This is a genomic window from Yersinia sp. 2545 StPb PI (genome assembly GCF_052217125.1).
In the GTDB taxonomy this organism is placed as follows: domain Bacteria; phylum Pseudomonadota; class Gammaproteobacteria; order Enterobacterales; family Enterobacteriaceae; genus Yersinia; species Yersinia enterocolitica_E.
The window spans coordinates 169,516-193,597 of sequence record NZ_JAZGPY010000001.1; the positions used below are offsets into that span (position 1 = coordinate 169,516).

A 24,082-nucleotide genomic window follows, 5' to 3' on the forward strand; every position below is an offset into this window, starting at 1 on the left:
CTTTATCTGCACAATCCTTAAAAGGCATCTGTCATTATCAAGAACCAGTCCTCGGGCTGGTTTTTCTATTTTTGCGCTGGGGGTTGCGTGCCAGCCAGACTCGGCATGGCGTGGCGCATAATATCTAAAAATGCCCGTAATCTTGCTGGGTAAAAACTGGCATGGGGATAAACCAGATAGATGGGCAAAGGTAATCCGTGCCAATCGGGAGTTAGATGTACTAACCGCCCTTGTGCAAGATCTTCGCTTACCACCCACGTTGAGGCGATTCCTACCCCGACCCCCGCGAGTGCGGCATTACGTAAGGCATACAGACTGTCGGTACTCAATTGTGGCTGGATAGAAAATCGATGTATGTCACCACTCGTCTGATGATTTAGGACGACTTCATTACGGTAAAAGGAGCTTAATGCCAGCCAGCGTAAATCCTGCAATTGGTCAGGATGTAGCAGTAGCGGCTTATCATTGAGCAATTCAGGCGCGGCGACGACAATACGCGGCACCTCGGCCAGCAGAATCGCAATCACCGAAGGATCGGTGACGGCTCCAACTTGAATGGCGCAATCAATACCTTCCACGATGAAATCCGGGCGGCGATCATTTAGCATCCATTCCACAGACATTTTCGGATAACGGCCTAAATAGTCTTTAAGCGGTTTGATTAATTGATCTTGCCCGAACGCGTGCGGCACTAAAACTCGCAGTACTCCTCTGGGCTCGTCCGTGGCCCCGCGCAGGTCATCCTCCATCCTATGCCAGTTTTCAACCAGTGCTTTAGCATGGGAATAGCAGCGTTCGCCATCGTCGGTGAGCTTCATAACATGCGTAGTGCGCTGCAATAATTTCAGACCAAGCAGGCGTTCCAGTGTCTGTAACCGCCGGCTAATCGTCGGCTGGCTTGTACCCAGGCGTACTGCTGCTGCCGATAAACTACCAGCCTCAACGATGCGGATAAATGTCTGCATTAACTCTATACGATCAATGCCAGTCAAACCGAGTTCTATCATACGTTAAGCGTATAACAATTTTACTCTTTAGGCGACTACCAACACATGTCTACTCAGGCAAGAATACTGACTCAATATCATTATAGGTAGCCGCCATGTCAGCCATTCAAACCATACCAAGTACTTTAGATAGTCCTGAGAAAACCCTTTCCGGCCGGACAGTTCTTATGTTGGCAACCGGCGCTGGGCTTAGCGTTGCCTCAATTTATTATAGTCAGCCATTATTGGGGGTTATGGGTACCGACCTGCATGCCAGTGTAGGTACGGTTGGTATGGTGCCGACACTGACACAGATTGGTTATGCTTTAGGTATCTTGTTGCTCGCCCCGCTAGGTGATCGCCACGATCGTCGGATTGTTATTTTATTGAAAGGTCTTTTGCTTACCGCAGCGTTGCTGTGCAGTGGTTTTATCTCTGGTATCAATGGGTTGTTAGTCACCAGCTTTGTGGTCGGGATTGCCGCAACCATGGCACAGGACATTGTTCCTGCATCAGCGACGTTGGCTTCAGCAGCACAACGGGGCAAGACCGTCGGAACTGTAATGACGGGCTTATTGCTGGGGATTCTACTGTCGCGGGTGCTGAGTGGTTTTGTCGCCGAATATTTTAGTTGGCGGGTGCTGTATATCGGTGCGGCGCTGTCAGTTATTTTTATAACGCTGGTGATATGGCGCGGTTTACCTCGGGTTCCCGCCGCTTCAACACTGAGTTATCCAGCACTACTTATGTCGATGATTCACTTGTGGCTTCAGTTTAAAACCTTGCGCCGTGCGGCGCTATCACAAGGGTTGTTATCGGTCGGATTCAGTGCTTTTTGGTCAACACTAGCAGTGATGTTACAAGATACTTATCATCTTGGTAGTGCTGTTGCCGGTGCGTTTGGCCTTGCCGGTGCCGCAGGTGCTTTGGCGGCCCCTCTTGCTGGAGCATTGGCGGATCGCCGTGGACCACATAGGGTTACTTTGATTGGTGCAAGTGTGGCAACCCTCTCATTTGCAGCGTTATTTCTTCTGCCGCTATTGCCACTTCAATACCAGATTGGGCTTATGGTCATCAGCGCGATTGGTTTTGATTTCGGCGTTCAGGCGACACTGATAGCACACCAAACCATTATTTACAGCCTGGAACCTGCAGCTCGTAGCCGGCTCAATGCCTTGTTATTTACCGGTGTGTTTGTTGGGATGGCGGTTGGTTCAGCTTTAGGCAGCCTGATGCTGGAAAAAATGGGATGGACTGCTGTAGTTAGTCTGATTACCCTCGCGGGTGCAGCTAGCCTGGTCGTACGCTGGAGCAATCGTAGCGCCAGGTAGCCGTGATTCTGCTCATAATGAGCAGAGAGGATAGTAATTTTGCCAATACAGTTAGCATGTCGGGATGTCTAAGAAAACAGGCACCCCGAGCCGATGTCTTGAGTTCCGTTTTAAAGTGTTAAGCCCAATAGTCAGTTATCAGCCCCAATATCAGTAGGGCTGATTAGCTTTGTAAATAAGCCATGCTCTGGCGAATTTCTCTTTCTATATCAGCTTCAGACCAAATATTTAGTTGTGACGAAAACGGTTCAAAAGCATAAATTCCCTGATAACCCAGACGTTCAAGATTTGCGACTTGTTGCTTACTGTTCAACTTATCTTGCTCGCTGAGCATAATGCGGTCTTCATCAGTCAGTGTGGATTTCAACCTGTTCTCTTCGACGCCGGAAAGGTGTACTAAGCCAATTATATTAACGTCAATATGTGCATCAAACTCGGCCTGAACGATATCACTCAGATAGTAATGGAAAGTATCCAACACCATTTGGTAGGGGGCAGCCGATGTGCGGATCAGTGATTGTGTTACCAGATGAGAACGCAATGAACTGATTCCAAAGCCTAAAGGCTCAACTAATCCAGTGACTTGATATTTCTTAAACAGGGGGGCAAGTAGCCGCAGTGCATCCAGGGTGTCATGCTCTTTTTGCTCGGCTGAACGTTTGTCACTGGCACTACAATTCGGGCACAGAATGACTCCGTGACAGTTGATATCCCGTGCCAACTTGAGCATGTTTTCCGCTTCTTGTAGTAGCTCGCCTCGCTGCTCTGGCAGATTGAAATATTGCAATGCATTGATAGTAACAATCTCAATTTGATGTTCATCAGCCAGTGCATTGAGTTGGGCCGTGCTTAGCTCGTCAGTCACTTTTCCACCGGGCATATCATTGCGTAGCTCAACCTTATTTAAGCCACATTTCTTAACCAGACGGAAAAAATTCTCAATACTGAGATTCGGGGCGATTTTGCGATTAATACAGAAACGATCTTGCGCGATGGACATGGTGCTCTGCTCCTGCTGTGATAAATGCTATACATAGCTCAAAATAAGAACATTTATTTCATTTTAATTAAATAACGAAACATTAATTTTTAGATGTGGTTCAAAAATTAAGCTAAAAAAGCGATTCAGCTTTCATTAAGAACCAATGAAATCGAGCTATTGCCGTTGTTTTTTTAACCTTAACAATTTATTTATCGCAAAAGAACGAGATTTTTTAGCCTTTTTGGCACGTTGCGTGGGCTATCTGGCTTTTTTGATGGTGGTGTTAAAGCCTTGCAGGAACTTGCGATACATCGCACAAAACAAAATTTCTAAAAGAAGTTATTTGAAACTTTTTTTTCAATGGAATAGAGTCTGCATGTCGGCTGGTTTTTCGCCTCTCTGGTGGCAGGTCGCCTTGCTGGCTATTTTGGTCCCACCACAAGATAGCCTTTACTGATTGAGCGTATGGTCCGTTAGGAATGAGTGTCAGGTTAAAGCCACTTTGAGCGAACCTTGCGGTAGCAGCTATTGAGAAGAGGGTTAGACATGAAAATCGTGAGTAACTTTATTGGCGGGAAGAATTCCCTGAGTTCCAGCAATCAGACTGCCGAGATTCATAATCCAGCCACCGGTAAAGTCGAAAGCCAGGTTACGCAAAGTACTGCCGAGGAAGTTAATCAGGCTATCGGCGTGGCTCATCAAGCATTTGCCGATTGGTCACGGACTACCCCACTGCGTCGCGCCCGTATTATGTTTAACTTTAAAGCACTGATTGAGCAACATCGTGATGAGTTGGCTGAGTTGATTGTCCGTGAGCACGGCAAGGTTTATTCCGATGCGTTGGGTGAGATCACCCGTGGGCTGGAAGTCGTCGAGTTTGCCTGTGGCATTCCACATCTCTTGAAAGGTGAATATTCCGCAGATGTTGGTACGGGGGTGGATTGTTTTTCCATGATGCAACCGTTAGGTGTGGTCGCAGGTATAACACCGTTTAACTTCCCTGCTATGGTCCCGATGTGGATGTTCCCCGTTGCCTTAACTTGCGGCAATACCTTTATCCTGAAGCCACCGGCATTAGACCCGTCAGCCTCTGTTCGTCTGGCGGAATTGTTGACTGAAGCTGGGTTACCGGATGGTGTATTCAATGTTATTCACTGTTCAAATGAGAGTGCAGCCCAACTCTGCACTGACCCACGAATTCAGGCCGTCAGTTTTGTTGGATCTTCTACCGTAGCTGAACATATTTATACTACTGCCAGTGCACACGGTAAGCGCGTACAAGCATTTGGTGCTGCTAAAAATCAGGCAATTATCATGCCTGATGCTGATTTGGATGCCACAGTAAATGCATTGATGGGTGGTGCATTTGGTTCGGCGGGTGAACGTTGTATGGCTTTGCCGATTGCGGTTGTCGTGGGTGATGACACCGCGGACAAATTAATTGAGAAGTTAAAACCACTCATCACTCACTTGCGAGTCGGCCCTGGCTTGCAGCAAAGTGGTGAAGAAAATGAGATGGGGCCGCTAATCTCAGCCACCCATCAGAAAAAAGTGCTCGGTTATATCGATCAAGGTGTGAAAGAGGGCGCAACGTTAGTCACCGATGGCCGCAATTATAAAGTTGCAGGTTATGAGCAGGGATATTATGTAGGCGGCACTCTGTTTGACCATGTCACGCCAGAGATGAAAATCTATCGGGAAGAGATTTTTGGGCCGGTACTGGGTATTGTCAGAGTCCCTGATTACCAAACAGCCATTGATACAGTTAATAGCCATGAGTTTGGCAACGGCAGCGCTATTTTTACCAGTAGCGGCCATTATGCGCGGCTATTTGTGCATGAAGTTCAGGCCGGAATGGTTGGCGTCAATGTTCCAGTACCTGTCCCAATGGCATTCCATAGCTTTGGTGGCTGGAAGCGCTCGGTATTCGGTGCGTTAAATGTTCACGGTACCGATGGCGTGCGTTTTTACACCCGGATGAAAACAACCACTGCCCGTTGGCCTACCGGCCAGCAAACGGTTTCAGAGTACAGTATGCCAACACTTGGCTAATGCTATCAGTGGGTGTGCCTTGGGTTAATTTCAGTGTTAACAGGAGAGCTATTATGTCTTCACTGCTTGCCAAATGTCAGTTACCGGATGCGGATGGACGTATTCAACACATTTCACCGCAAAATGCGGGTTGGCGTTTTGTTGGATTTGATGTCTATCGTCTTACTGCGGGTAAAGCATTAGTTCTGGACAGTGGTGACAATGAACTCTGTCTGGTATTGGTTGCTGGTGTTGCTTCAGTTTCAACTCTGCACGCTGAATACCCACATATTGGTAAACGTATGAGTCCGTTCGAACGAACACCGCCTTATTCTGTTTATGTCCCACATCATGATCATGTGAAAGTGGTGGCAGAAACTGACTTGGAATTGGCGGTATGCCGTGCCCCTGCACAGGGGCATTTGCCTTCCCGCCTGATTACGCCGGCTGATGTCGGGGTCGAACGGCGCGGTAAGGGGCGCAACCAGCGGTTAGTGCATAATATTCTGCCTGACAGTGAGCCTGCGGACAGTTTGTTGGTGGTAGAGGTCTACACAGACGAAGGGAACACCAGCTCATATCCAAGTCATAAACACGATCAGGAAAATTCTACCGACGAAACTTATCTTGAAGAAACCTATTATCACCGGTTGAACCCTGAACAGGGTTTCTGTATGCAGCGTGTTTATACTGACGACCGTTCACTGGATGAGTGTATGCCTGTTTATAACCGTGATGTGGTGAAAGTCCCCAAAGGTTATCACCCGGTGGCAACGTTAGCAGGCTACGACAACTATTATTTGAATGTGATGGCAGGGCCGGTACGGTTATGGAAATTTACCTGGGAGAAAGACCACGCATGGATCAACAGCGATAACTATCCGGTTAATAACAGCTAACTTACTCTGGCTAAAGCATATAATAATGGGGTAGGAGGAATCCTACCCATTCTAGGTGTGAGCAGAAATGACGAAAAACGAACAGAGTCTCCTATTGGAGTGTTTACTCTTTCGCGTTATTCAGTGCCAGTGAAACTGCCAATGTTTGTGCCAGACACATAGAGGCTACTTGCGAACGGAAACCGTCAACTTGAGCTTCTCGCACGACAAAACATACATCGCTAAAAGCCGCTAATGGGCTGACCTGGCTATCTGTAATCGCAATCTGCTGTGCACCACTCTTCGCCCCTAATTCCACCAGTTCTAACGCCTCTTGCGCATAAGGTGAATAACTAATGGCGATCACTACGTCTTTGGGTTTCACCATGCTCAGTTGTTCAGAGAACATTCCCCCTAGCCCATCGATCAGAAAAGCACGACGTTCCAGATGGCGTAACGCATAGGTGAGATAAGAAGCAACACTAAAAGAGCGACGTAGACCAATCACATAGATATTTTCAGCATTTTTCAACAAGTTAACTGCTCTCTCCAACTGTTCTGCGCTGGTTTGTACGGCCAGTTGTTGCAGCGCTTGTGCATTTACCATGGTAAATACATTCAGTATTTCTGCCGGACTTTCTGGTGCCGTGCTGCCATCTGTCGATATTTGGCGGAATAACCGTGCTCGCTCAGTATAGTTAACGGTTTCTTCCATCAAATGCTGGCGGAATACCTGTTTCATTTCGTTGAAGCCGCTGAAATTAAAGGCATTAGCAAATCGGATCAATGTTGAAGGTGGTACGTCGGCTTGAGCCGCAATAGAAGCAACCGTATCAAATGCAATGCTATTACTGTTATCCAATATATAACGGGCAACTTGTTTTAAGCGTTTGCTTAACGTCTCATAGCGATGACGAATTTGGTCTTGTAACAATGAAAGTTGAGTAGGGTTATTCATCCATTCGGCCCACGGCAGAGGAAATTTCAGGGGTTATTCCCTTCGTACTTAAAGCTGCAAGGTTGTTAGCTAAGGTTATTCACCCGAATGACTGACATGTGTCAGCTCGTCGAGATGTGTTCGCTTTGGCTGGCTGCAACCCCAAGTTCTTTGAGTCTATCTGACAGTATTCTAACAGGTGGTTGGAAAATTTCATTTATTGATGTCAGTATTTGCTTTTATTTCATCGAAACTTAAATAAATTCACCAAACTATATTAATAGAAATGAATGAAATCTAAAGATATTCCTTTATTAACTTTGATGGAAATCAGGATTTTTTTGGCTTTATGGGGAATAAACAGCGTAGATAGCGGCATAATAGTGGCGCTGAGGCAGTATCACTTCAGCGCCGATAGAGTCGTTTTTAATTCAAATCGCAGGGCGATAGTCACGCCAATAACCAATCAGGGTTTGGTAATTTTGTTTCACTTGTGTCATTAACTCGGCATCATTCAATTCACCTTGTAACCAGTGGCGCGATGCCAGGCCAAAAATGGTCCGGCCGACAGCAAAACCTTTAACCCACGGGGCGTGTGCAGCAGCGGCAAACCCTGCTTTTAATACGGCCTCTGTCGAGTCCAGCCCAAGAATTAATACACCTCGGCAATAGGGATCTTCAGTTTCAATCAGTTTGCCAACCAGTTGCCAGTTTTCTGCCGTTAGCGGCGGCAGCTTCCACCAATCTGGCTGAATGCCTAGTTGATAGAAATGAGCCATAGTTTCAATATAATAGCGCTCATCCTTATCCTTATTATCTTCAGGTAAAATCACTTCCAGTAGCAATTCATGTCCTGATTTACAGCATCCACGATATACATCCACAATCAGCTCATCCTGCTGTTGGCGCAGTTCTGCACGGTCTTGGGGATGATAAAAAACCAGACACTTAACAACATGTTCCAGTGGCCAATCTATTAGCTGGGAACCAATATTACCGTGTTCAAGCCGTAATGGCCTGGAACTGGGTAATTCTATGGGGCGGCCTATCCACCATCCCTGGCCGGTAATGATATTGAGCGCCTCCTGACCATATGTCGTATCAGCCAGAATGCCACTTTTATGCTCCAATCCAGACTCCAAAGCGGCTTGTTGCGCTGCTTGTAGCAACAATGTCTTAAGTTTTGGGATGCGCTCTTCACCAACACCGGCTTCACGGGCCATATCAGCCAATTGTTTGCGGTGGTCAAAGGCAAAAACACAAAGTTCAGGCCACTGTTGCTTACGGGTAGTCACCCGATGTAAATGATTAAGGCGGCTATCCTTGTCAGGGCGTGACACGGAATATTCGCGGCTAAGATAATCATCCAGTTCAATTTTTGTCGGCATCGCTGGAGCACAACCATGACGTGAAACAACTAGCGCCCCACAGGCATTGGCGTAGCGGCAGGCTTGCTCCCAGCCTTCATCATTCAGATAACCGCGTAGCAGGCCAGACATGAAGGCATCGCCAGCCCCTAATACGTTGAGAACCTCGACGCGCACACCAGAATGCAGTTTGATTGACTCCCAACGGGTGGGAATATCCCCTTCAAAAACAGAGCAACCTTGTGCTCCGCGCTTGCAAACCAGTGTCGCTGGCGTGGTTTTACGCACATTTTGCAGGGCTGTCAGCGTATCTGTGCTCCCCCCCGCAATGTGAAATTCTTCTTCTGTACCAACGATTAAATTGAAATGATGCAGTACTTCCTGCAATTCCTGCGTTACTTTTTGCGACTCTATGAAACGCGTTTCACCGTCTCCAAGTGAGGTCAGGCCACATAATACCGGACGATAATCAATATCGAGCGCTGTGCGCAACCCATACTTATGGGCATATTCCAATGCTTTTAGCACTGCTGCTCGGGTATTCGGATGCGAAAGATGTGTACCCGTGATTGCCAGCGCGCGTGATGAAGCAATATATGTCTCGTCAATATCATCTGGCGTCAGGGCCATATCAGCGCAGTTTTCACGGTAAAAGATCAGTGGAAAAGTCTCTTGATCTTTAATACCCAGAATAACCAGACCTGTCAGCCGTTGTTTATCAGTAATAAGAAAACGGGTATCAGACCCAACACGCTGTAATTCCTCGCGTAGGAAACGGCCCATATGTTCATCGCCAACACGTGCCAGCATGCCTGACTTCAAGCCCTGAATTGCCGTGCCATAAGCAACATTACCTGATGACCCGCCTAAATATTTGGCAAATGTACTGGTATCTTCCAGCCGGGCACCAATCTGCTGCCCATAAAAATCGACGGCAATACGACCGATACATATGACATCCAGTACTTTGTGTTGTGTACCCATCCCCATTTCCTTCTGTATTAAACCAAGCCCCGACAGTGACCGATGAAATAAACCTGTAATGACATTTCTAAAACCAGTATGAGGAATAAAAATTTCAAGTTCAAGATTAAATGAAATTTATTCCCCGGTTGTGTGACGAAGATAAAAGCCTCATATCAGGTCTGAAAATGGGACTTACACCAAAAGCTTAGGCCGGTTATTGGCAGTGTTTTCGAGGTGCAATAAAGAAGAGTTAAAATCAAAATAGTATATTAATATCAATTAATTATGCGTTTTTATTGACGATTGGAAATGAACGGTCGATTGCATGGTAAGAGGGGGACGCGTTATTTCAGTGTTTCTGAGAATATTTGATCTTCATCGCATAATGAAATGTTTCTTCTGTAATTTGATTTTATGAAAAAAATATTTGTTTATAATCCCTGCTATGTTTCACCTTACTGTCGTCAGCCAGGCGAAAGCTAACAAGTCTGCTGCTTCTCTCCGGCATATGTATCTTCAGGGGCTGAACGTCACTTGGTCACCATGATGTAGCGCAACAGAGCAAAGGATGGGTAAATGAATAAGATTCGGCTAACCACTGCACAGGCATTAGTCCGGTTTTTGGACAACCAATACCTGCAAGTTGATGGTCAGGAAATCAAATTTATCAAAGGGATTTTTGCTATTTTTGGCCACGGTAATGTGCTGGGAATGGGGCAGGCGTTGGAACAAAACTGTGGCGATTTAGTGGTTCATCAGGGGCGGAATGAGCAAGGGATGGCCCATGCCGCTACCGGTTTTGCCAAACAAAAACTGCGCCAGCAAATTTATGCCTGCACCTCATCCGTCGGGCCGGGCAGCGCTAATATGATTACCGCCGCTGCAACGGCAACGGCCAATCGTATTCCCCTACTATTGCTCCCAGGCGACGTATTTGCATCCCGCCAACCGGACCCAGTGTTACAACAAATAGAACAATCTCATGACCTTAGCATCAGCACTAATGATGCATTCAAACCGGTTAGTAAATACTGGGATCGCATTACGCGGCCAGAGCAACTGATGAGCGCCTGTATTAATGCGATGCGGGTTCTGACTGATCCGGCAGAAACGGGGGCTGTGACACTGAGCTTGCCACAAGATGTGCAGGCTGAAGCCTATGACTATCCTGACTATTTCTTCCACAAGCGAGTTCATCACCTTGACAGACGCCCTGCCAGTGCCGCTATGCTGGCTGATGCCATTGCGTTACTGACCGCCAAACGTAAGCCCATTTTGGTATGTGGGGGAGGGGTGAAATACTCACAAGCCGGCCAGGCATTGCAACGATTTGCTGAATGTTTTGGTTTGCCGTGGGTAGAAACGCAAGCCGGTAAAGGCACTATCAGCTCAGAACATGAATTAAATCTTGGTGGTATTGGTGAAACCGGCTGCCTGGCTGCTAACACATTAGCAAAACAGGCGGATCTGGTGATCGGCGTTGGCACTCGCTATAGCGATTTCACCACGTCCTCTAAATGGTTATTCCAGAATCCAGACGTTTCATTCCTGAATATTAATGTCAGTGCCTTTGATGCCGGCAAATTGGATGGTTTGCAATTGTTGGCTGATGCGCGTGAGGCATTATCAGCATTGCATCAACAGCTTGGCACTACCGGTTATCAAGCCGGATGGGGGGATGAAATTGCTCGCATGCGCGCGGAACAATTAGCTGAAACGCGGCGGGTTTATCAAGTGCAATACCGCGCCGACGATTTCGTTCCTGAAATTAATGACCATTTGGACCGTGAACAGGTTTTTGCTGAATTTATCAATAAAACCGGCTCTTTCTTGACGCAAAGCCAAGTGCTGGGAGTACTGAATAACACATTACCTCCTGATGCCATCATTGTTGCGGCTGCGGGTAGTTTGCCCGGCGATTTACAGCGGGTGTGGCGTACCAAAGGGAGTAACGACTATCACGTCGAATACGGTTATTCGTGCATGGGTTATGAGGTGGGTGCCGCACTGGGTGTGAAGTTAGCTGAACCAGACAGGGAGGTCTACTCATTGGTTGGGGACGGCGCATTTATGATGCTGCATTCCGAACTGGTTACCTCTATTCAAGAGCGTAAAAAAATTAACGTTGTGCTGTTCGATAACATGACGAATGGCTGCATCAACAACCTGCAAATGGAACATGGCATGGACAGCTATGCCACAGAATTCCGCTTTCGTAATGAGGACACAGGCCAATTAGATGGCGGTCTTGTTCCGGTTGATTTTGCCATGCTGGCTGCCGCCTATGGCTGTAAAACATATCGTGTTTCTACCGAGCAACAGCTGATCGATGCATTAACCGATGCCCATTCGCAGGCAATTTCTACCTTGATTGACATAAAAGTGCTGCCAAAGACCATGGTACATAAATACCTGAGTTGGTGGCGGGTAGGGGTTGCTCAGGTTTCTGAAAGTGAACGAATCGATGCAGTGGTTCGTGAGCTGGAAAAAAATATCGCCAAAGCCCGTGATTACTAAGGCTAATTAAGCAGGCAATCAATGCGTTATACCCAATAGCTTTCAACACACAAAATGGCGGTACAGGGATGTGCCGAGTCATGAGGGCTGCCAACGCACCTGCAACTTGCAAGTTGAGCTGGATGTGAAGTCGTAAAACGAGCAGGTATCACCTGCAAACCGAAACTTCATGAGGAAAATAATATGTCGTTAAATATTGGTGTCATCGGAACAGGTGCTATCGGCCAGGATCATATTCGTCGTTGCAGTAAAGTTTTACAGGGCGCTCGTGTGGTTGCTGTAACGGATATCAATCAGCAGCATGCCACTAAAGTTATTCGTGATCTGGGTATTGAGGCGAATATCTATGCCGATGGGCATGAAGTGATTAATGCAAAAGAGGTGGATGCGATATTAGTCACATCTTGGGGGCCGAGTCACGAAGAGTTTGTTCTGGCAGCCATCGCTGCGGGTAAATATGTATTTTGTGAAAAGCCGTTGGCGGTGACAGCTGAAGGGTGTAAGCGAATTGTAGAGGCTGAAGCCGCCAAGGGTAAACGCTTGGTTCAGGTTGGGTTTATGCGCCCTTATGATCAGGGTTATCGCGCACTGAAAGATGTGATTACTCGTGGGGAAATCGGTGAACCCTTGATGCTGCATTGTGCTCACCGTAACCCGAGAGTCGGCGAAAATTACACCACCAATATGGCTATTACTGACACATTGATCCATGAGATTGATGTACTGCGCTGGCTGCTGGATGATGATTATGTCTCCGTTCAGGTTGTTTTCCCACGTAAAGCCAAACACGCTAAAGCGCATCTGAAAGACCCGCAGGTGGTGTTATTTGAAACGGCGAAAGGAACGCGTATAGATGTTGAAATCTTTGTGAACTGTCAATATGGCTATGATATTCAATGTGAAGTGGTAGGTGATACCGGTATTGCAAAATTACCAGAACCCTCATCCGTGCTGATGCGCAGCCAGGCACGGCTATCGCATGAAATACTGACCGATTGGAAAGACCGCTTTATTGATGCTTATGATGTTGAGTTACAAGCATTTATCAATGACGTTTTAGCTGAAAAACTCACCGGTCCTTCTGCCTGGGATGGTTTTGCTGCCGCCGTTACTGCGGATGCCTGTATTGCGGCACAGAATAGCGGTGAAATTGTTCCTGTGAGTTTGCCGCCACGACCTGATTTTTATAATAAATAACATCAAACTCTGCTGCCTGTGCGCTAGCTAGCCTGCTGCCGCATAGTCAGGTTTTTTGTTGCAAATGGAGTTTATCTCAAGCTTGCATGTATCTTGCGTGAAACGGGGGAGCGATGAAGATTGCATTTGATGTTGATGTCATTAAAGGCCTTGGTATCAGCAATATGGTTCGTCAAGTGGCAGAATGGGGATATGACTATATTGAACAATCACCGCATCCGCAGTTAAACCCATTTTATAAACACCCAAAAGCGGGCCGCGAAGTTGTTGCTGAATATAAGAAAGTACTAAAAGAAACCGGGGTGCAAATATCTTCCTTTATTGTGGTTTATCGTTGGGCTGGGCCACTCGAGGCAAGGCGGCAGGCTGCGGTGACCAACTGGAAGAGAATGATTGAAATTGCAGTTGAAATGGGTGTCTCTGTGATTAATACCGAACTTTCTGGCGATCCAAATGAGCCAGAAGTTTGCGAAGAGATGTGGTATCGCTCAATGGAAGAGTTATTGCCGATTATTGAGCGGGAAGGGATTCGGGTAGAGATTCAATCTCATCCGTGGGATTTTTGTGAAGAAAATAATGAAACCGCAGATTTAGTGAAATCACTCCGCAGCGATAATGTGAAGTATCTGTATAGCGTGCCCCATACCTTTTTCTACGATAAGGGCAAAGGAGACGTTGCCAGCATGCTGAAATATGCGGGTGTTGACCTTTCTCATGTATTGATTGCAGACACCATGAATCACACCAAGCATTGCCGTTATATTGTGAATCCACCAGGTGTTGATGCGGTTATTCATCAACATGTTGGTATTGGTGAAGGGGAAGTCGATTTCTCTGCCTTATTTCAAACTCTGCGCGATATGGATTTCGCTAATCGCACCTTTAAAGTCGGTGGTGAGTCAATTATTGCGACTTCTCTTTTTGGTTATCCAGAAAAAATGGTGCATCAGGCGGTGGCTACTCGCGAACGTATTGAGCGCGAATTGTTGGGGAAATAAATTCGCCCGGCGGCCTCAGTTGCAAGTTCTCTTTAAGATTTTAAATAAAAACTTAGCCCAACGTTATTGACGTTGCAGTGAACAACGCCGCAGCTTCAAGCGCCAAAGGTATATTTTCCTGCATTAAAGACGGGCAATTAATCACATTTTAATTGTATTCATCTCTATAAATTGGATGTATCGCAGAGGTTTATTATGAATAAAGAACGTGTGAAGTTAGCAATCGCGCCAATTGGCTGGACCAATGATGATATGCCTGACTTAGGCAAAGAAAATACCTTCCAACAATGTATCAGTGAAATGGCTCTTGCCGGATTTACTGGTTGCGAGGTTGGTAGTAAATACCCGCGAGATCCTAACGTACTTAAACCTATGCTTGAGCTGCGCGGTATGCAGATTTGTAATGCATGGTTTAGCACTTTCTTTGCCGATGACCAGCGGACCAAGACCATTGATGAATTTATTAATCATATGAATTTCCTCCATATAATGGGCGCAAAAGTGATTGGTTGCTCAGAACAAAGTAAGAGCATTCAAGGGACGACGAAGGCAGTATTTGAAGAAAAACCACACTTCACTGATGTGCAATGGCAGCGAGTTGCTGATGGTTATAACGAATTAGCCAAGATTGCGGCAACCAAAGGTATGCAAGTCTGTTTGCACCACCATATGGGGACGGGGATCCAAACTACCGAAGAAATAGATCGTTATATGAGTATGGTTAACGACGATGTATATCTGCTCTTTGATACAGGTCATGCCTATGTTTCTGAGGGGAGCCAGGCGGCGATGCTGGCTATTTTGGAGAAATACCTGCCGCGTATTAATCATGTTCATTTAAAAGATGTGCGGGATGAAATAGTGGCTGATGTGAAAGCGAATAAACTCAGTTTCCTCGATGGGGTGAAAAAAGGCATGTTCACTGTACCGGGCGATGGGGTAATTGATTTCCGTCCGGTATTTAAATTGCTGGATGAAAAAGGCTATCAGGGCTGGATGGTAGTAGAGGCAGAGCAGGATCCGGCTATCGCTAATCCATTTGAGTATGCAGTAAAAGCCCGCCACTATATTAAAGAAACCGCGAGCATTTAGTCATATTCAGTTATGGCAGGGGATAGGCTGATACACTATCCCCTGAGGATTAGGCGGATATCTTGATTCGCCCCATATGATACGCATCGATATATTGGCCCTCGCGAAAAGCAAAGCGTGGGCTGGTACCTTCAATTTCAAAGCCAAACTTGCGGTAAAGCGCGATAGCCGCCAGATTATCGACAAACACTGTTAGCTCAATACGTTGTATATTCAACCAGTTATCACATAAATCAATCATGGCAGTCATTAATACACTGCCGATGCCTTGTCCACAGTAATTTGCATCAACGGCAATACCAAAAGTGGCGACATGCTTACGCCGTGCCCGTTGGTTGGCTTCGACAGTCAATTGCCCAACGATCTCCTCGTCAATACATGCCACCAGGCTATGCATCCCGGCGGGAAAATCTTTAATTCTTTTGGCCCACATCTCTTCAGAAGGTAGGGGAAGCTGTAACGTGTCGCGATAAACCTGTGGATGAGAAAATAACTGCCGCAAAGCGGGATAGTCGGTGAACTCCACATGGCGTATCTGCACATTTTCCATAAACATACCCTTACTCTTACTATTTGAATTACCTAATAAAATAGCGTTTTATTTACCTGAGTCAATAATATTGCAGGTGGTTAGAAAAAACACTTTACAAGTGAGAGTGATAATGATTATCATTGTCGTGCTTTCAGATGAGGCCATCAGTGTTTAGGTGTTCACATTACGAAGGCACGACATTGCTCACATTGCTTCCAGTGTTTACTTAGCCAGCCGGGTGCTGGCTTTTTTTTTGCCTATTTCGCACTGTTTGTTCGCTGCATCATTGGTTCGTAGGCAGTCATATCTCAAGTTCTCTCAACGTTTTCTTTCGCTAATTACTTCAAATTCAAATCATTTGTCTTTCAACTTATTAATCAGTCGAATTTTTTGAACAGAGGAGTGAGTTTTTTACGCTTTCATATTCTCCCGCGACATCTAGACTAAAGAAAACGTTGAGGAGAACTGAACATGATCTATTTACGCAAAGCAGAAGAACGTGGCCATGCTAATCACGGTTGGTTGGACAGTTGGCATACCTTCTCATTCGCTGATTATTACGATCCAGAATTTATGGGGTTTTCAGCACTGCGAGTGATTAACGAAGATGTGATCGATGCAGGTCAGGGGTTTGGTACCCATCCGCATAAAGATATGGAAATTCTGACTTATGTGCTGTCTGGTACTGTCGAGCACAAAGACAGTATGGGTAATAAAGAGCAGATCCATGCCGGTGAATTCCAGATTATGAGCGCAGGTACCGGTATCCGCCATTCAGAATATAATGGCCGTGACGACCAACCGCTGCATTTGTACCAGATTTGGATTATCCCCAATAAGACAGGTTTGGAGCCGCGTTATGAACAGCAGATGTTTGATATCCCGCAAGGGCGGCAGTTGGTGTTATCACCGGATGCCCGCGATGGCTCGCTGAAAGTATTCCAGGACATGACACTCTGGCGCTGGGCACTGAAACGCGAGGAGCAGTCCATTTATCAGATTCAAGCAGAGCGTCGCATCTGGATACAGGTAGTCCGTGGTAAGGTCTCTATCAATGGGCATCATGCTGCGGCCAGCGATGCATTCGCTATCTGGGATGAAGCTGCACTTTCTATTCATGCTGATGAAGACAGTGAAATTTTGTTGTTTGATTTACCGCCAGTTTAAGTTTGACCATCTCATACCCTAATAATTCGAGTTGCAGGAAGGCGGCAATTGAGTGAATCCCGATGAGCTTACTCAGGTAAGTGATTCGGGTGAAAGAAAGCAGCCAACGCATATGCAGCTTGAAGTATGACGGGTATATGTAAAAAAGGGTATGTGCATCGCGCCATACCCTTTTCTTTGCTAGAATAGCATCCCATTTACCCAGCCTCAGTTCATTGATAATGAAGAAAAAAAGGCCAGTGCTCCAAGACGTCGCCGATATGGTTGGGGTGACAAAAATGACCGTCAGCCGGTATTTGCGTAATCCAGAACAAGTTTCTGCGCTTTTGCAGAAAAAAATCGCGCTGGCATTAGACGAACTGGGCTATATCCCCAACCGCGCCCCCGATATCCTGTCCAACGCGACCAGTCATGCCATCGGTGTATTGTTGCCGTCATTGACCAACCAGGTTTTTGCCGAGGTTTTGCGCGGCATTGAGAGTGTGACGGATGCGCATGGCTATCAGACTATGCTAGCGCACTATGGCTATCAGAAAGAGCGTGAGGAGCAACGGTTAACCTCGTTACTCTCTTATAATATTGACGGCCTAATCCTCTCCGAACGTCACCATACCGCCCGTACATTGAAAATGATTGAGGTCGCGGGGATTCCAGTCATTGAGCTGATGGATTGTATTTCACCGTGTATTGATTTGGCTGTGGGCTTTAATAACTTTGAAGCGGCAAGGCAGATGACGCAGCAAGTTATCGCCAAAGGCCATCGCCATGTTGTCTATTTTGGTGCACGTCAGGATGAGCGTACCGTCATTAAGCAGCAAGGCTATGAGCAGGCGATGCGTGAATCCGGTTTGGTGCCGATGAGCGTGATGACCAGCCGTTCATCGTCATATTCGGCAGGTGCTGAGTTGTTGCGTGAAGCGCAAGCCAGTTATCCACTGATTGACAGTATTTTTTGTACCAATGATGACCTGGCAATTGGTGCTGTATTTGAGTGTCAGCGTCAGGGGTTATCTATCCCTTATGATATGGCAATAGCGGGTTTCCATGGTCACGATATTGGCCAGTCGATGGTACCTAAGCTGGCCAGTGTGCTTACCCCGCGTGAAAGAATGGGGCAAATTGGTGCCGAGCGTTTGCTGGCAAAACTGCGCGGAGAGGCGGTAGCGCCGAGGATGGTTGATGTCGGTTTCACCATCCTCCCCGGCGGCAGTATTTAAATCACAATGGTTTAGCTAAATAACTATTGCTGCCAGATGCTATATCACCATGGCTAATAACAGGCAACCGACCAGGCCGCAGACCGAAATAATGGTTTCCAGCACTGACCATGACTTAAAGGTTTCCACAATGGTCAGGTTAAAGTACTCCTTGAACAACCAAAAGCCCGGGTCGTTGACGTGAGAGAAAATCACGCTACCCGAACCGACGGCAATAACCATTAATTCAGGGCTGGCACCGGTGGTGGCAATGAGCGGTGCCACGATACCGCCAGCCGTAATCGCCGCCACTGTCGCAGAACCTAGCGCAATACGCAGTACGGCTGCGATTGACCATGCCATCAGAATTGGTGATAAACCGCTGCTATTCATCATGTTGGCAATATAATGATCGACGCCACTGTCGACTAAAACCTGTTTGAAAGCACCACCGCCGCCGATAACCAATAGCATCATTGCAATGATTTTGATGGAGTCGGTCACGGTATCCATCACTGATTCCATTGACCGGCCACGGTTTAAGCCAAAGGTGAAAATCGCTATCAATACAGCAATTAAGGTGGCGATCACCGGGTCACCGAAGAACTCCGCATAAGAGAGCACTGGGTGGCCTTTTGGCAAAATCATCTCTGCCACTGCCCGCAATGCCATCAAAATCACCGGAACCAGCGCTGTACAGACACTGACGCCAAAGCTTGGCATCTCTTCATCGGTGAAGGTTTTCGGGTTATACAATCCTTCTGGTACTGGTTTATCAATTCCTTTTAGAAAGCGCGCAAACACCGGGCCGGCCAGAATAACGGTCGGAATTGCCAGTAAAGTCCCGTATAGCAGCGTTTTACCCATATCCGCGTGGAAAATGGTCGCAATAGCCGTTGGGCCTGGGTGAGGTGGCAGGAAACCGTGGGTTACAGACAAGGCTGCGGCCATCGGCACACCGACATACAACAGTGGGATACGGGCTGACGCCGCGATACTAAACACCAGTGGCAGCAACAGTACAAAGCCCACTTCATAAAACAGCGCAAAACCGACAGTAAAACCAGTCAGCACGACCGCCCACTGAATGTGTTTTTTGCCAAATTTATCAATCAGCGTGGTCGCAATTCGTTGAGCACCACCACAATCAGCCAGTAATTTACCGAGCATGGCACCAAAGCCCATAATCAGCGCCAGACTGCCTAACGTTCCGCCAACCCCAGCTTTGATTGAGCCGACGACTTTATCGACTGGCATCCCTTGCATGATACCTACCGCCAGCGCGACCAGTATCAACGAGATAAATCCGTTCAGTTTGAAACGGATCATCAGTAACAGCAGCATGGCAACGCCAACCGCGACAATGACTAATGGCATAGTATTTCTCCAATAACTTTGGGTATTTCGTTTTTTGTTATGATTTGCGGTCAGCTTCTTTTTATCGTCAGTAGGGTCGGAAGATGGCCTTTGTGATAAAAATCACATCTTCATTTGTTACCGGTATCATGATACCGGTAACATGGTAAAATACGGAACCATAGAGAGCAGTAAAATTCCCATTCTGAGATAGAGATCAACATTATGGCAGGACATAGCATTATCGTGATGGGTGTATCGGGTAGCGGCAAAACCACGGTAGGAGAGGCTGTAGCCCGCCAAATCCATGCCAAATTTATTGATGGTGACGATCTGCATCCTCGTGCCAATATTCAGAAAATGGGCAGTGGGCATCCACTGAATGATGAAGATCGTATGCCGTGGCTGGAGCGTTTGAGTGATGCTGCCTACAGCCTGAATCATAAAAATGAAACCGGTATTATTGTCTGCTCAGCGCTGAAGCGCCGTTATCGTGATCGTCTGCGGGAAGGTAATCCGGGGATGGTGTTTATATATCTAAAAGGCAGTTTCGACGTCATCATGGAGCGATTAAAAGCCCGCTCCGGCCATTTTATGCCAACTGATCTGCTGAAAAGCCAGTTTGACGCGTTGGAAGAGCCAGGTTCAGATGAGCCAGATGTTCTCTGCGTCGATATTGATGCGGATATTGATAACGTGGTGCAGCGTTGTGTATTAGCACTGAAAAGTCGTAACTAAAGTGAGTTTATACCCAAGAGGGCGCGCCCCTCTTGGATTGCGCAATTGAGGCCAACCCTATTTGGTCAAATATGCCCGCACACCATCTAAAAACATCTGCGTAGATAGCATCACCAAAATTAACCCCATCAACCGTTCCAGCGCACTGACACCTTTATTACCCAGCAGGCGCAGGAACAGATTCGACATCAGCAAAATCGCCGCAGACAACCCCCACGCAATCATCAACGCCAAAACTAAATGGCTAATTTGATTAGGATATTGATGCGACAGTAGCATCAGCGTTGCCAGAATCGACGGACCCGCGACTAAGGGAATAGCCAGTGGTACTAAGAATGGCTCTTCCCCAGCCGATAACCCGGTAACGTTACTTTCTGGGGTGGGGAAAATCATCTTAATTGCGATTAAAAACAGAATAATACCACCCGATATCGACACCGTTTCAGTTCGCAGATTTAGGAACGCCAGAATCTTCTCGCCAGCGAATAGGAAAATCAGCATTAATATCAGCGCAATGAGCAATTCGCGAATCAATACGACTCGCCGGCGCTTAGGTTCCAGATGCTTGAGTACCGACATAAAAATCGGCAGATTTCCCAGTGGGTCCATAATCAAAAACAGCAGCACTGTTGCCGCAATCATCTCAGTCATTATTACCTCTAGGGACTGGCGTTTCCCGCCAATCAAAGCCACATATTAGGAAGATTGCTTTGAATCATTCTGGTATCGAATAAATTCACTTGCCACTTTGTCCATATTTTGTAAGGTGGTATCAGGTCTATCTTAGTCAGTCTGCCGTACCCTTACAGCGCGCAGTTATACAAGACAGGCATCCATTAATCGGTGTCACCTTCCAAGGCAGGACAGTAAACATGAAAAATGTTGGTTTTATCGGCTGGCGCGGTATGGTCGGCTCAGTACTCATGCAACGCATGATTGAAGAACGCGACTTTGACGGTATTCGCCCGGTCTTTTTCTCCACCTCGCAACATGGCCAGGCCGCGCCGACATTTACCGGCCAGCAAGGTACGTTGCAAGATGCTTATGATATTGATGCGCTGAGTGCATTGGATATTATCATCACCTGCCAAGGAGGAGATTATACCAACGAAGTTTATCCAAAGCTGCGAGAAATCGGCTGGAAAGGCTATTGGATCGACGCCGCTTCTTCTCTTCGTATGCAAGATGACGCAATTATTATTCTGGATCCGGTTAACCATAGTGTCATTCAACAGGGTTTAGATAAAGGTATCAAGACCTTTGCGGGGGGTAACTGTACCGTTAGCCTGATGCTGATGTCTTTGGGTGGTTTGTTTGCTAATAATTTGGTTGAGTGGGCATCAGTTGCCACTTATCAGGCAGCATCCGGTGGTGGCGCGCGCCATATGCGTGAGTTGCTGACTCAGATGGGTATGCTACATGCTGGCGTGGCTAAAGAGTTGCAAGACCCGGCCTCTGCCATTTTGGATATTGAACGTAAGGTCACTGCTGCAACCCGTAGTGGTACCTTGCCGACTGATAACTTTGGCGTACCGCTGGCAGGTAGCCTGATCCCGTGGATCGACAAACAACTGGATAATGGTCAGAGCCGCGAAGAGTGGAAAGGCCAGGCTGAAACTAACAAAATTCTGAACACCAGCAGCGTCATTCCAGTAGATGGTCTGTGCGTGCGCATCGGTGCGCTGCGTTGCCATAGCCAAGCCTTTACGCTGAAACTGAAAAAAGACGTGCCATTGCCAGAAATTGAGCAAATGTTGGCAACGCACAATGACTGGGTTCGTGTTATCCCGAACGACCGCGAGCTGAGCATGCGTGAACTGACTCCGGCTGCGGTAACCGGTACATTGAATACCCCGGTTGGCCGCCTGCGTAAATTGAATATGGGGCCGGAGTATCTCTCCGCCTTTACTGTAGGTGACCAGTTGCTATGGGGCGCGGCAGAGCCATTGCGCCGTATGCTGCGCATCTTGATGTGAGTAATAACCATAAAGCCCTGATCTTATGGTCAGGGTTTTTTTATATGATTAACACGGCTTTTTTGTATCCCTCGATGTGTCAGCAACTACGTTGCACGCCACCCGATACGGGCTTCGCACTACAGCAATTGGCTGATATTCAGCTCTTCCATTAAACGATAGTTATCTGAATAATCCACCGGGATGGCAATGACTGCCGGGCCTAATACATCCATAGCTTGATGCAATTTATGGGATAATTCGTCAGCAGATTCTACGGCAAAACCTTTCGCACCAAAGGATTCGGCGTACATTTTGAAATCAATCGGGCCAAAGCTAACTCCCGATGGCCGATGGTATTTTTTCTGCTGCTGTATTTCCACCATGTTGTAACCGTTATCGACCCAAATAATATGCAGTAAATTGCTTTTCAGGCGCACCGCAGTTTCTAGCTCCATACTTGATTGCATAAAACCGCCGTCACCTGATACGGATACGACCTTTTGATGTGGGTTCACCAGTGCGGCGGCAATGGCCCATGGCAGTGCAACACCCATAGTCTGTTGACCGTTTGACATCAAAATTTGACGGGTGCGGAAGCTGTAAAGATAGCGGGCAATCCAGATGTGAAAGCTCCCCATATCGACACATAGGGTCACGTCACTATTAACAATATCCTGCATTGCCCGGACTAAACGCAGCGGATGAATAGCGAAACCACTCATATGGTCAGCCCGGAGGGCCAAGTCTCGTCGTTGGCGGCAGCGCTCTTCCAATACCGCCTGTGTTGCCAATGTTAATATTAACGGGCCATGTATCCGGGGGGCTAATGCATCTATGGTAGCGGCAATATCGCCCAATAACTCTTTTTCCGGTTGATAGGCTGCATCTATTTCGGCGGGTAAAATATCCAGATGTATCAGTGTTGCCTGGCCGTTGTTCCATAGCGCTGGGTCATATTCCACAGGGCTATAACCGATGGTGATAATCACATCGGCTTGTTGTAGTAACTTGTCGCCAGCCTGATTATTAAACAAGCCCACCCGCCCGGCAAAATGATCAAAGTGCGCCTGATCAACCACCCCTGCGGCTTGATAGGTGCTGGTGACCGGTATTTTGCTATGGTGAAGTAAACGCCGAATGGCTTGAGCGTTTGCCGGCTGACTGGCCATCAATCCAAGGAGCAAAATGGGATTTTTAGCGTTGTTAATCAACTTAGCCACGGCAGTAATCTCATCCAAGGGTGCACCGCCATTGTGTGGACATGGTTGATGAATCAATGCCTGGCTGGTCACAGGGTTGTTGAGGATATCTTGCGGCAGGCTAACAAAGGCCGCGCCCGGCCGACCAAATTCAGCGGTTCTAAAGGCATTACCCAGGACTTCTGACAGCGCCGCAGAGGCCGTCACCTCCGCACTAAACTTAGTTATCGGGCGAAAAATACTCACAGTATCCATACTCTGGTGAGTTATTTTCAGGCTATCGGCTCGTTTTACCGCGCCGCCCAGTGCCACCACTGGATCCCCTTCAGAGGTTGCTGTTGCCAGTCCGGTGACTAAGTTGGCGCAACCCGGCCCTGAGGTGACTAATGCAACGCCTGCTTTACCGGTTAGCCGGCCGATGGCCGCAGCCATGAAAGCCGCATTCGCTTCGTGGCGCACCACAATCGTTTGAATGCTGGAATCTTCCAGTGAATTAAATACTCGATCAATTTTAGCGCCGGGAATACCGAACACCTGCTTTACACCTTGCTGCTCTAAATGATTAACCACCAGATCAGCCCCGCACTGCCAAGCCTGAGTATGCGTTTCATTGGTCATGATGTGTTGTCCTCTATGGTTGATTTAGCCGCTATT

The 24,082-nt window shown here is 47.2% G+C and carries 19 protein-coding genes; 11 read left to right on the forward strand and 8 right to left on the reverse strand.

Annotated features, from left to right (window positions below):
* Positions 1-65 precede the first annotated feature (65 nt).
* Complete coding sequence (locus V1955_RS00665; protein WP_442820425.1) at positions 66-1,007, reverse strand: LysR family transcriptional regulator; 942 nt, start codon at positions 1,005-1,007, stop codon at positions 66-68.
* Positions 1,008-1,102: 95 nt separating this feature from the next.
* On the opposite strand from V1955_RS00665, the gene V1955_RS00670 reads away from it, so the two are divergent.
* Complete coding sequence (locus V1955_RS00670; protein ID WP_083161305.1) at positions 1,103-2,317, forward strand: MFS transporter; 1,215 nt, start codon at positions 1,103-1,105, stop codon at positions 2,315-2,317.
* A 163-nt stretch (positions 2,318-2,480) separates the two neighbouring features.
* On the opposite strand, the gene V1955_RS00675 is transcribed toward V1955_RS00670, so the two are convergent.
* Positions 2,481-3,317 (reverse strand): TIM barrel protein, encoded by an 837-nt coding sequence (locus tag V1955_RS00675; RefSeq protein ID WP_420073514.1) that lies wholly within the window; start codon positions 3,315-3,317, stop codon positions 2,481-2,483.
* A 528-nt stretch (positions 3,318-3,845) separates the two neighbouring features.
* On the opposite strand from V1955_RS00675, the gene V1955_RS00680 reads away from it, so the two are divergent.
* Together V1955_RS00680 and iolB are read left to right on the forward strand one after the other, a co-directional pair.
* Positions 3,846-5,351, forward strand: a complete 1,506-nt coding sequence (locus tag V1955_RS00680; protein WP_442820426.1) for a CoA-acylating methylmalonate-semialdehyde dehydrogenase — start codon at positions 3,846-3,848, stop codon at positions 5,349-5,351.
* A gap of 53 nt (positions 5,352-5,404) precedes the next feature.
* Positions 5,405-6,229, forward strand: a complete 825-nt coding sequence (gene iolB / locus V1955_RS00685) for a 5-deoxy-glucuronate isomerase (RefSeq protein WP_083161299.1) — start codon at positions 5,405-5,407, stop codon at positions 6,227-6,229.
* A gap of 103 nt (positions 6,230-6,332) precedes the next feature.
* Here iolB and V1955_RS00690 read toward each other — a convergent pair whose 3' ends face one another.
* Positions 6,333-7,166, reverse strand: a complete 834-nt coding sequence (locus V1955_RS00690; protein WP_083161297.1) for a MurR/RpiR family transcriptional regulator — start codon at positions 7,164-7,166, stop codon at positions 6,333-6,335.
* Between the two features lie 410 nt (positions 7,167-7,576).
* A complete protein-coding gene (locus V1955_RS00695) occupies positions 7,577-9,496 on the reverse strand; it encodes a bifunctional 5-dehydro-2-deoxygluconokinase/5-dehydro-2-deoxyphosphogluconate aldolase (protein WP_442820427.1) in 1,920 nt (639 codons plus the stop codon).
* A gap of 558 nt (positions 9,497-10,054) precedes the next feature.
* Between V1955_RS00695 and iolD the strand changes: the two genes are divergently transcribed.
* The 4 genes from iolD to iolE all read left to right on the forward strand — a co-directional run bounded on the left by iolD (position 10,055) and on the right by iolE (position 15,282).
* A complete protein-coding gene (gene iolD / locus V1955_RS00700; RefSeq protein WP_442820428.1) occupies positions 10,055-11,995 on the forward strand; it encodes a 3D-(3,5/4)-trihydroxycyclohexane-1,2-dione acylhydrolase (decyclizing) in 1,941 nt (646 codons plus the stop codon).
* 183 nt (positions 11,996-12,178) lie between these two features.
* The gene (locus V1955_RS00705) at positions 12,179-13,192 is read left to right on the forward strand and encodes a Gfo/Idh/MocA family protein (RefSeq protein WP_442820429.1); all 1,014 of its coding nucleotides are present in this window, start codon (positions 12,179-12,181) and stop codon (positions 13,190-13,192) included.
* Positions 13,193-13,305: 113 nt separating this feature from the next.
* Positions 13,306-14,190, forward strand: coding sequence for a sugar phosphate isomerase/epimerase family protein (locus tag V1955_RS00710; RefSeq protein ID WP_083161289.1), 885 nt, complete (start codon positions 13,306-13,308; stop codon positions 14,188-14,190).
* Between the two features lie 195 nt (positions 14,191-14,385).
* A complete protein-coding gene (gene iolE, locus V1955_RS00715) occupies positions 14,386-15,282 on the forward strand; it encodes a myo-inosose-2 dehydratase (protein ID WP_083161287.1) in 897 nt (298 codons plus the stop codon).
* 49 nt (positions 15,283-15,331) lie between these two features.
* Here the strand turns inward: iolE and V1955_RS00720 are convergent, their stop codons facing one another.
* On the reverse strand, positions 15,332-15,832 hold the full coding sequence (locus V1955_RS00720) for a GNAT family N-acetyltransferase (RefSeq protein ID WP_083161285.1): 501 nt from the start codon (positions 15,830-15,832) through the stop codon (positions 15,332-15,334).
* A gap of 453 nt (positions 15,833-16,285) precedes the next feature.
* Between V1955_RS00720 and V1955_RS00725 the strand changes: the two genes are divergently transcribed.
* Together V1955_RS00725 and gntR are read left to right on the forward strand one after the other, a co-directional pair.
* Positions 16,286-16,981, forward strand: a complete 696-nt coding sequence (locus tag V1955_RS00725; protein ID WP_372568482.1) for a pirin family protein — start codon at positions 16,286-16,288, stop codon at positions 16,979-16,981.
* Positions 16,982-17,202: 221 nt separating this feature from the next.
* On the forward strand, positions 17,203-18,198 hold the full coding sequence (gntR, locus tag V1955_RS00730) for a gluconate operon transcriptional repressor GntR (protein WP_372560295.1): 996 nt from the start codon (positions 17,203-17,205) through the stop codon (positions 18,196-18,198).
* A 39-nt stretch (positions 18,199-18,237) separates the two neighbouring features.
* Here the strand turns inward: gntR and gntT are convergent, their stop codons facing one another.
* Complete coding sequence (gene gntT, locus V1955_RS00735; RefSeq protein WP_372560296.1) at positions 18,238-19,554, reverse strand: gluconate transporter; 1,317 nt, start codon at positions 19,552-19,554, stop codon at positions 18,238-18,240.
* A 204-nt stretch (positions 19,555-19,758) separates the two neighbouring features.
* Between gntT and V1955_RS00740 the strand changes: the two genes are divergently transcribed.
* Entirely contained in the window at positions 19,759-20,271 is a 513-nt protein-coding gene (locus V1955_RS00740; RefSeq protein WP_083161277.1) for a gluconokinase, read from the forward strand.
* A gap of 57 nt (positions 20,272-20,328) precedes the next feature.
* On the opposite strand, the gene V1955_RS00745 is transcribed toward V1955_RS00740, so the two are convergent.
* Entirely contained in the window at positions 20,329-20,922 is a 594-nt protein-coding gene (locus V1955_RS00745) for a YhgN family NAAT transporter (protein WP_005186017.1), read from the reverse strand.
* A gap of 221 nt (positions 20,923-21,143) precedes the next feature.
* Here V1955_RS00745 and asd point away from each other — a divergent pair, with 221 nt between their 5' ends.
* The gene (gene asd, locus V1955_RS00750) at positions 21,144-22,247 is read left to right on the forward strand and encodes an aspartate-semialdehyde dehydrogenase (protein WP_083161275.1); all 1,104 of its coding nucleotides are present in this window, start codon (positions 21,144-21,146) and stop codon (positions 22,245-22,247) included.
* Between the two features lie 119 nt (positions 22,248-22,366).
* Here the strand turns inward: asd and alsS are convergent, their stop codons facing one another.
* Positions 22,367-24,046 (reverse strand): acetolactate synthase AlsS, encoded by a 1,680-nt coding sequence (gene alsS / locus V1955_RS00755; RefSeq protein ID WP_083161273.1) that lies wholly within the window; start codon positions 24,044-24,046, stop codon positions 22,367-22,369.
* Between the last annotated feature and the right edge of the window lie 36 nt (positions 24,047-24,082).

Bases quoted from the DNA above. Each gene is read 5' to 3' on its own strand.
- alsS (WP_083161273.1), bottom strand. From the start codon at position 24,046: ATGACCAATGAAACGCATACTCAGGCTTGGCAGTGCGGGGCTGATCTG.
- V1955_RS00680 (WP_442820426.1), top strand. From the start codon at position 3,846: ATGAAAATCGTGAGTAACTTTATTGGCGGGAAGAATTCCCTGAGTTCC.
- V1955_RS00695 (WP_442820427.1), bottom strand. From the start codon at position 9,496: ATGGGTACACAACACAAAGTACTGGATGTCATATGTATCGGTCGTATT.
- V1955_RS00690 (WP_083161297.1), bottom strand. From the start codon at position 7,166: ATGAATAACCCTACTCAACTTTCATTGTTACAAGACCAAATTCGTCAT.
- V1955_RS00740 (WP_083161277.1), top strand. From the start codon at position 19,759: ATGGCAGGACATAGCATTATCGTGATGGGTGTATCGGGTAGCGGCAAA.
- asd (WP_083161275.1), top strand. From the start codon at position 21,144: ATGAAAAATGTTGGTTTTATCGGCTGGCGCGGTATGGTCGGCTCAGTA.
- V1955_RS00675 (WP_420073514.1), bottom strand. From the start codon at position 3,317: ATGTCCATCGCGCAAGATCGTTTCTGTATTAATCGCAAAATCGCCCCG.
- iolB (WP_083161299.1), top strand. From the start codon at position 5,405: ATGTCTTCACTGCTTGCCAAATGTCAGTTACCGGATGCGGATGGACGT.
- V1955_RS00745 (WP_005186017.1), bottom strand. From the start codon at position 20,922: ATGACTGAGATGATTGCGGCAACAGTGCTGCTGTTTTTGATTATGGAC.
- V1955_RS00720 (WP_083161285.1), bottom strand. From the start codon at position 15,832: ATGGAAAATGTGCAGATACGCCATGTGGAGTTCACCGACTATCCCGCT.
- gntR (WP_372560295.1), top strand. From the start codon at position 17,203: ATGAAGAAAAAAAGGCCAGTGCTCCAAGACGTCGCCGATATGGTTGGG.
- gntT (WP_372560296.1), bottom strand. From the start codon at position 19,554: ATGCCATTAGTCATTGTCGCGGTTGGCGTTGCCATGCTGCTGTTACTG.
- V1955_RS00705 (WP_442820429.1), top strand. From the start codon at position 12,179: ATGTCGTTAAATATTGGTGTCATCGGAACAGGTGCTATCGGCCAGGAT.
- V1955_RS00710 (WP_083161289.1), top strand. From the start codon at position 13,306: ATGAAGATTGCATTTGATGTTGATGTCATTAAAGGCCTTGGTATCAGC.
- iolD (WP_442820428.1), top strand. From the start codon at position 10,055: ATGAATAAGATTCGGCTAACCACTGCACAGGCATTAGTCCGGTTTTTG.
- V1955_RS00725 (WP_372568482.1), top strand. From the start codon at position 16,286: ATGATCTATTTACGCAAAGCAGAAGAACGTGGCCATGCTAATCACGGT.
- V1955_RS00670 (WP_083161305.1), top strand. From the start codon at position 1,103: ATGTCAGCCATTCAAACCATACCAAGTACTTTAGATAGTCCTGAGAAA.
- iolE (WP_083161287.1), top strand. From the start codon at position 14,386: ATGAATAAAGAACGTGTGAAGTTAGCAATCGCGCCAATTGGCTGGACC.
- V1955_RS00665 (WP_442820425.1), bottom strand. From the start codon at position 1,007: ATGATAGAACTCGGTTTGACTGGCATTGATCGTATAGAGTTAATGCAG.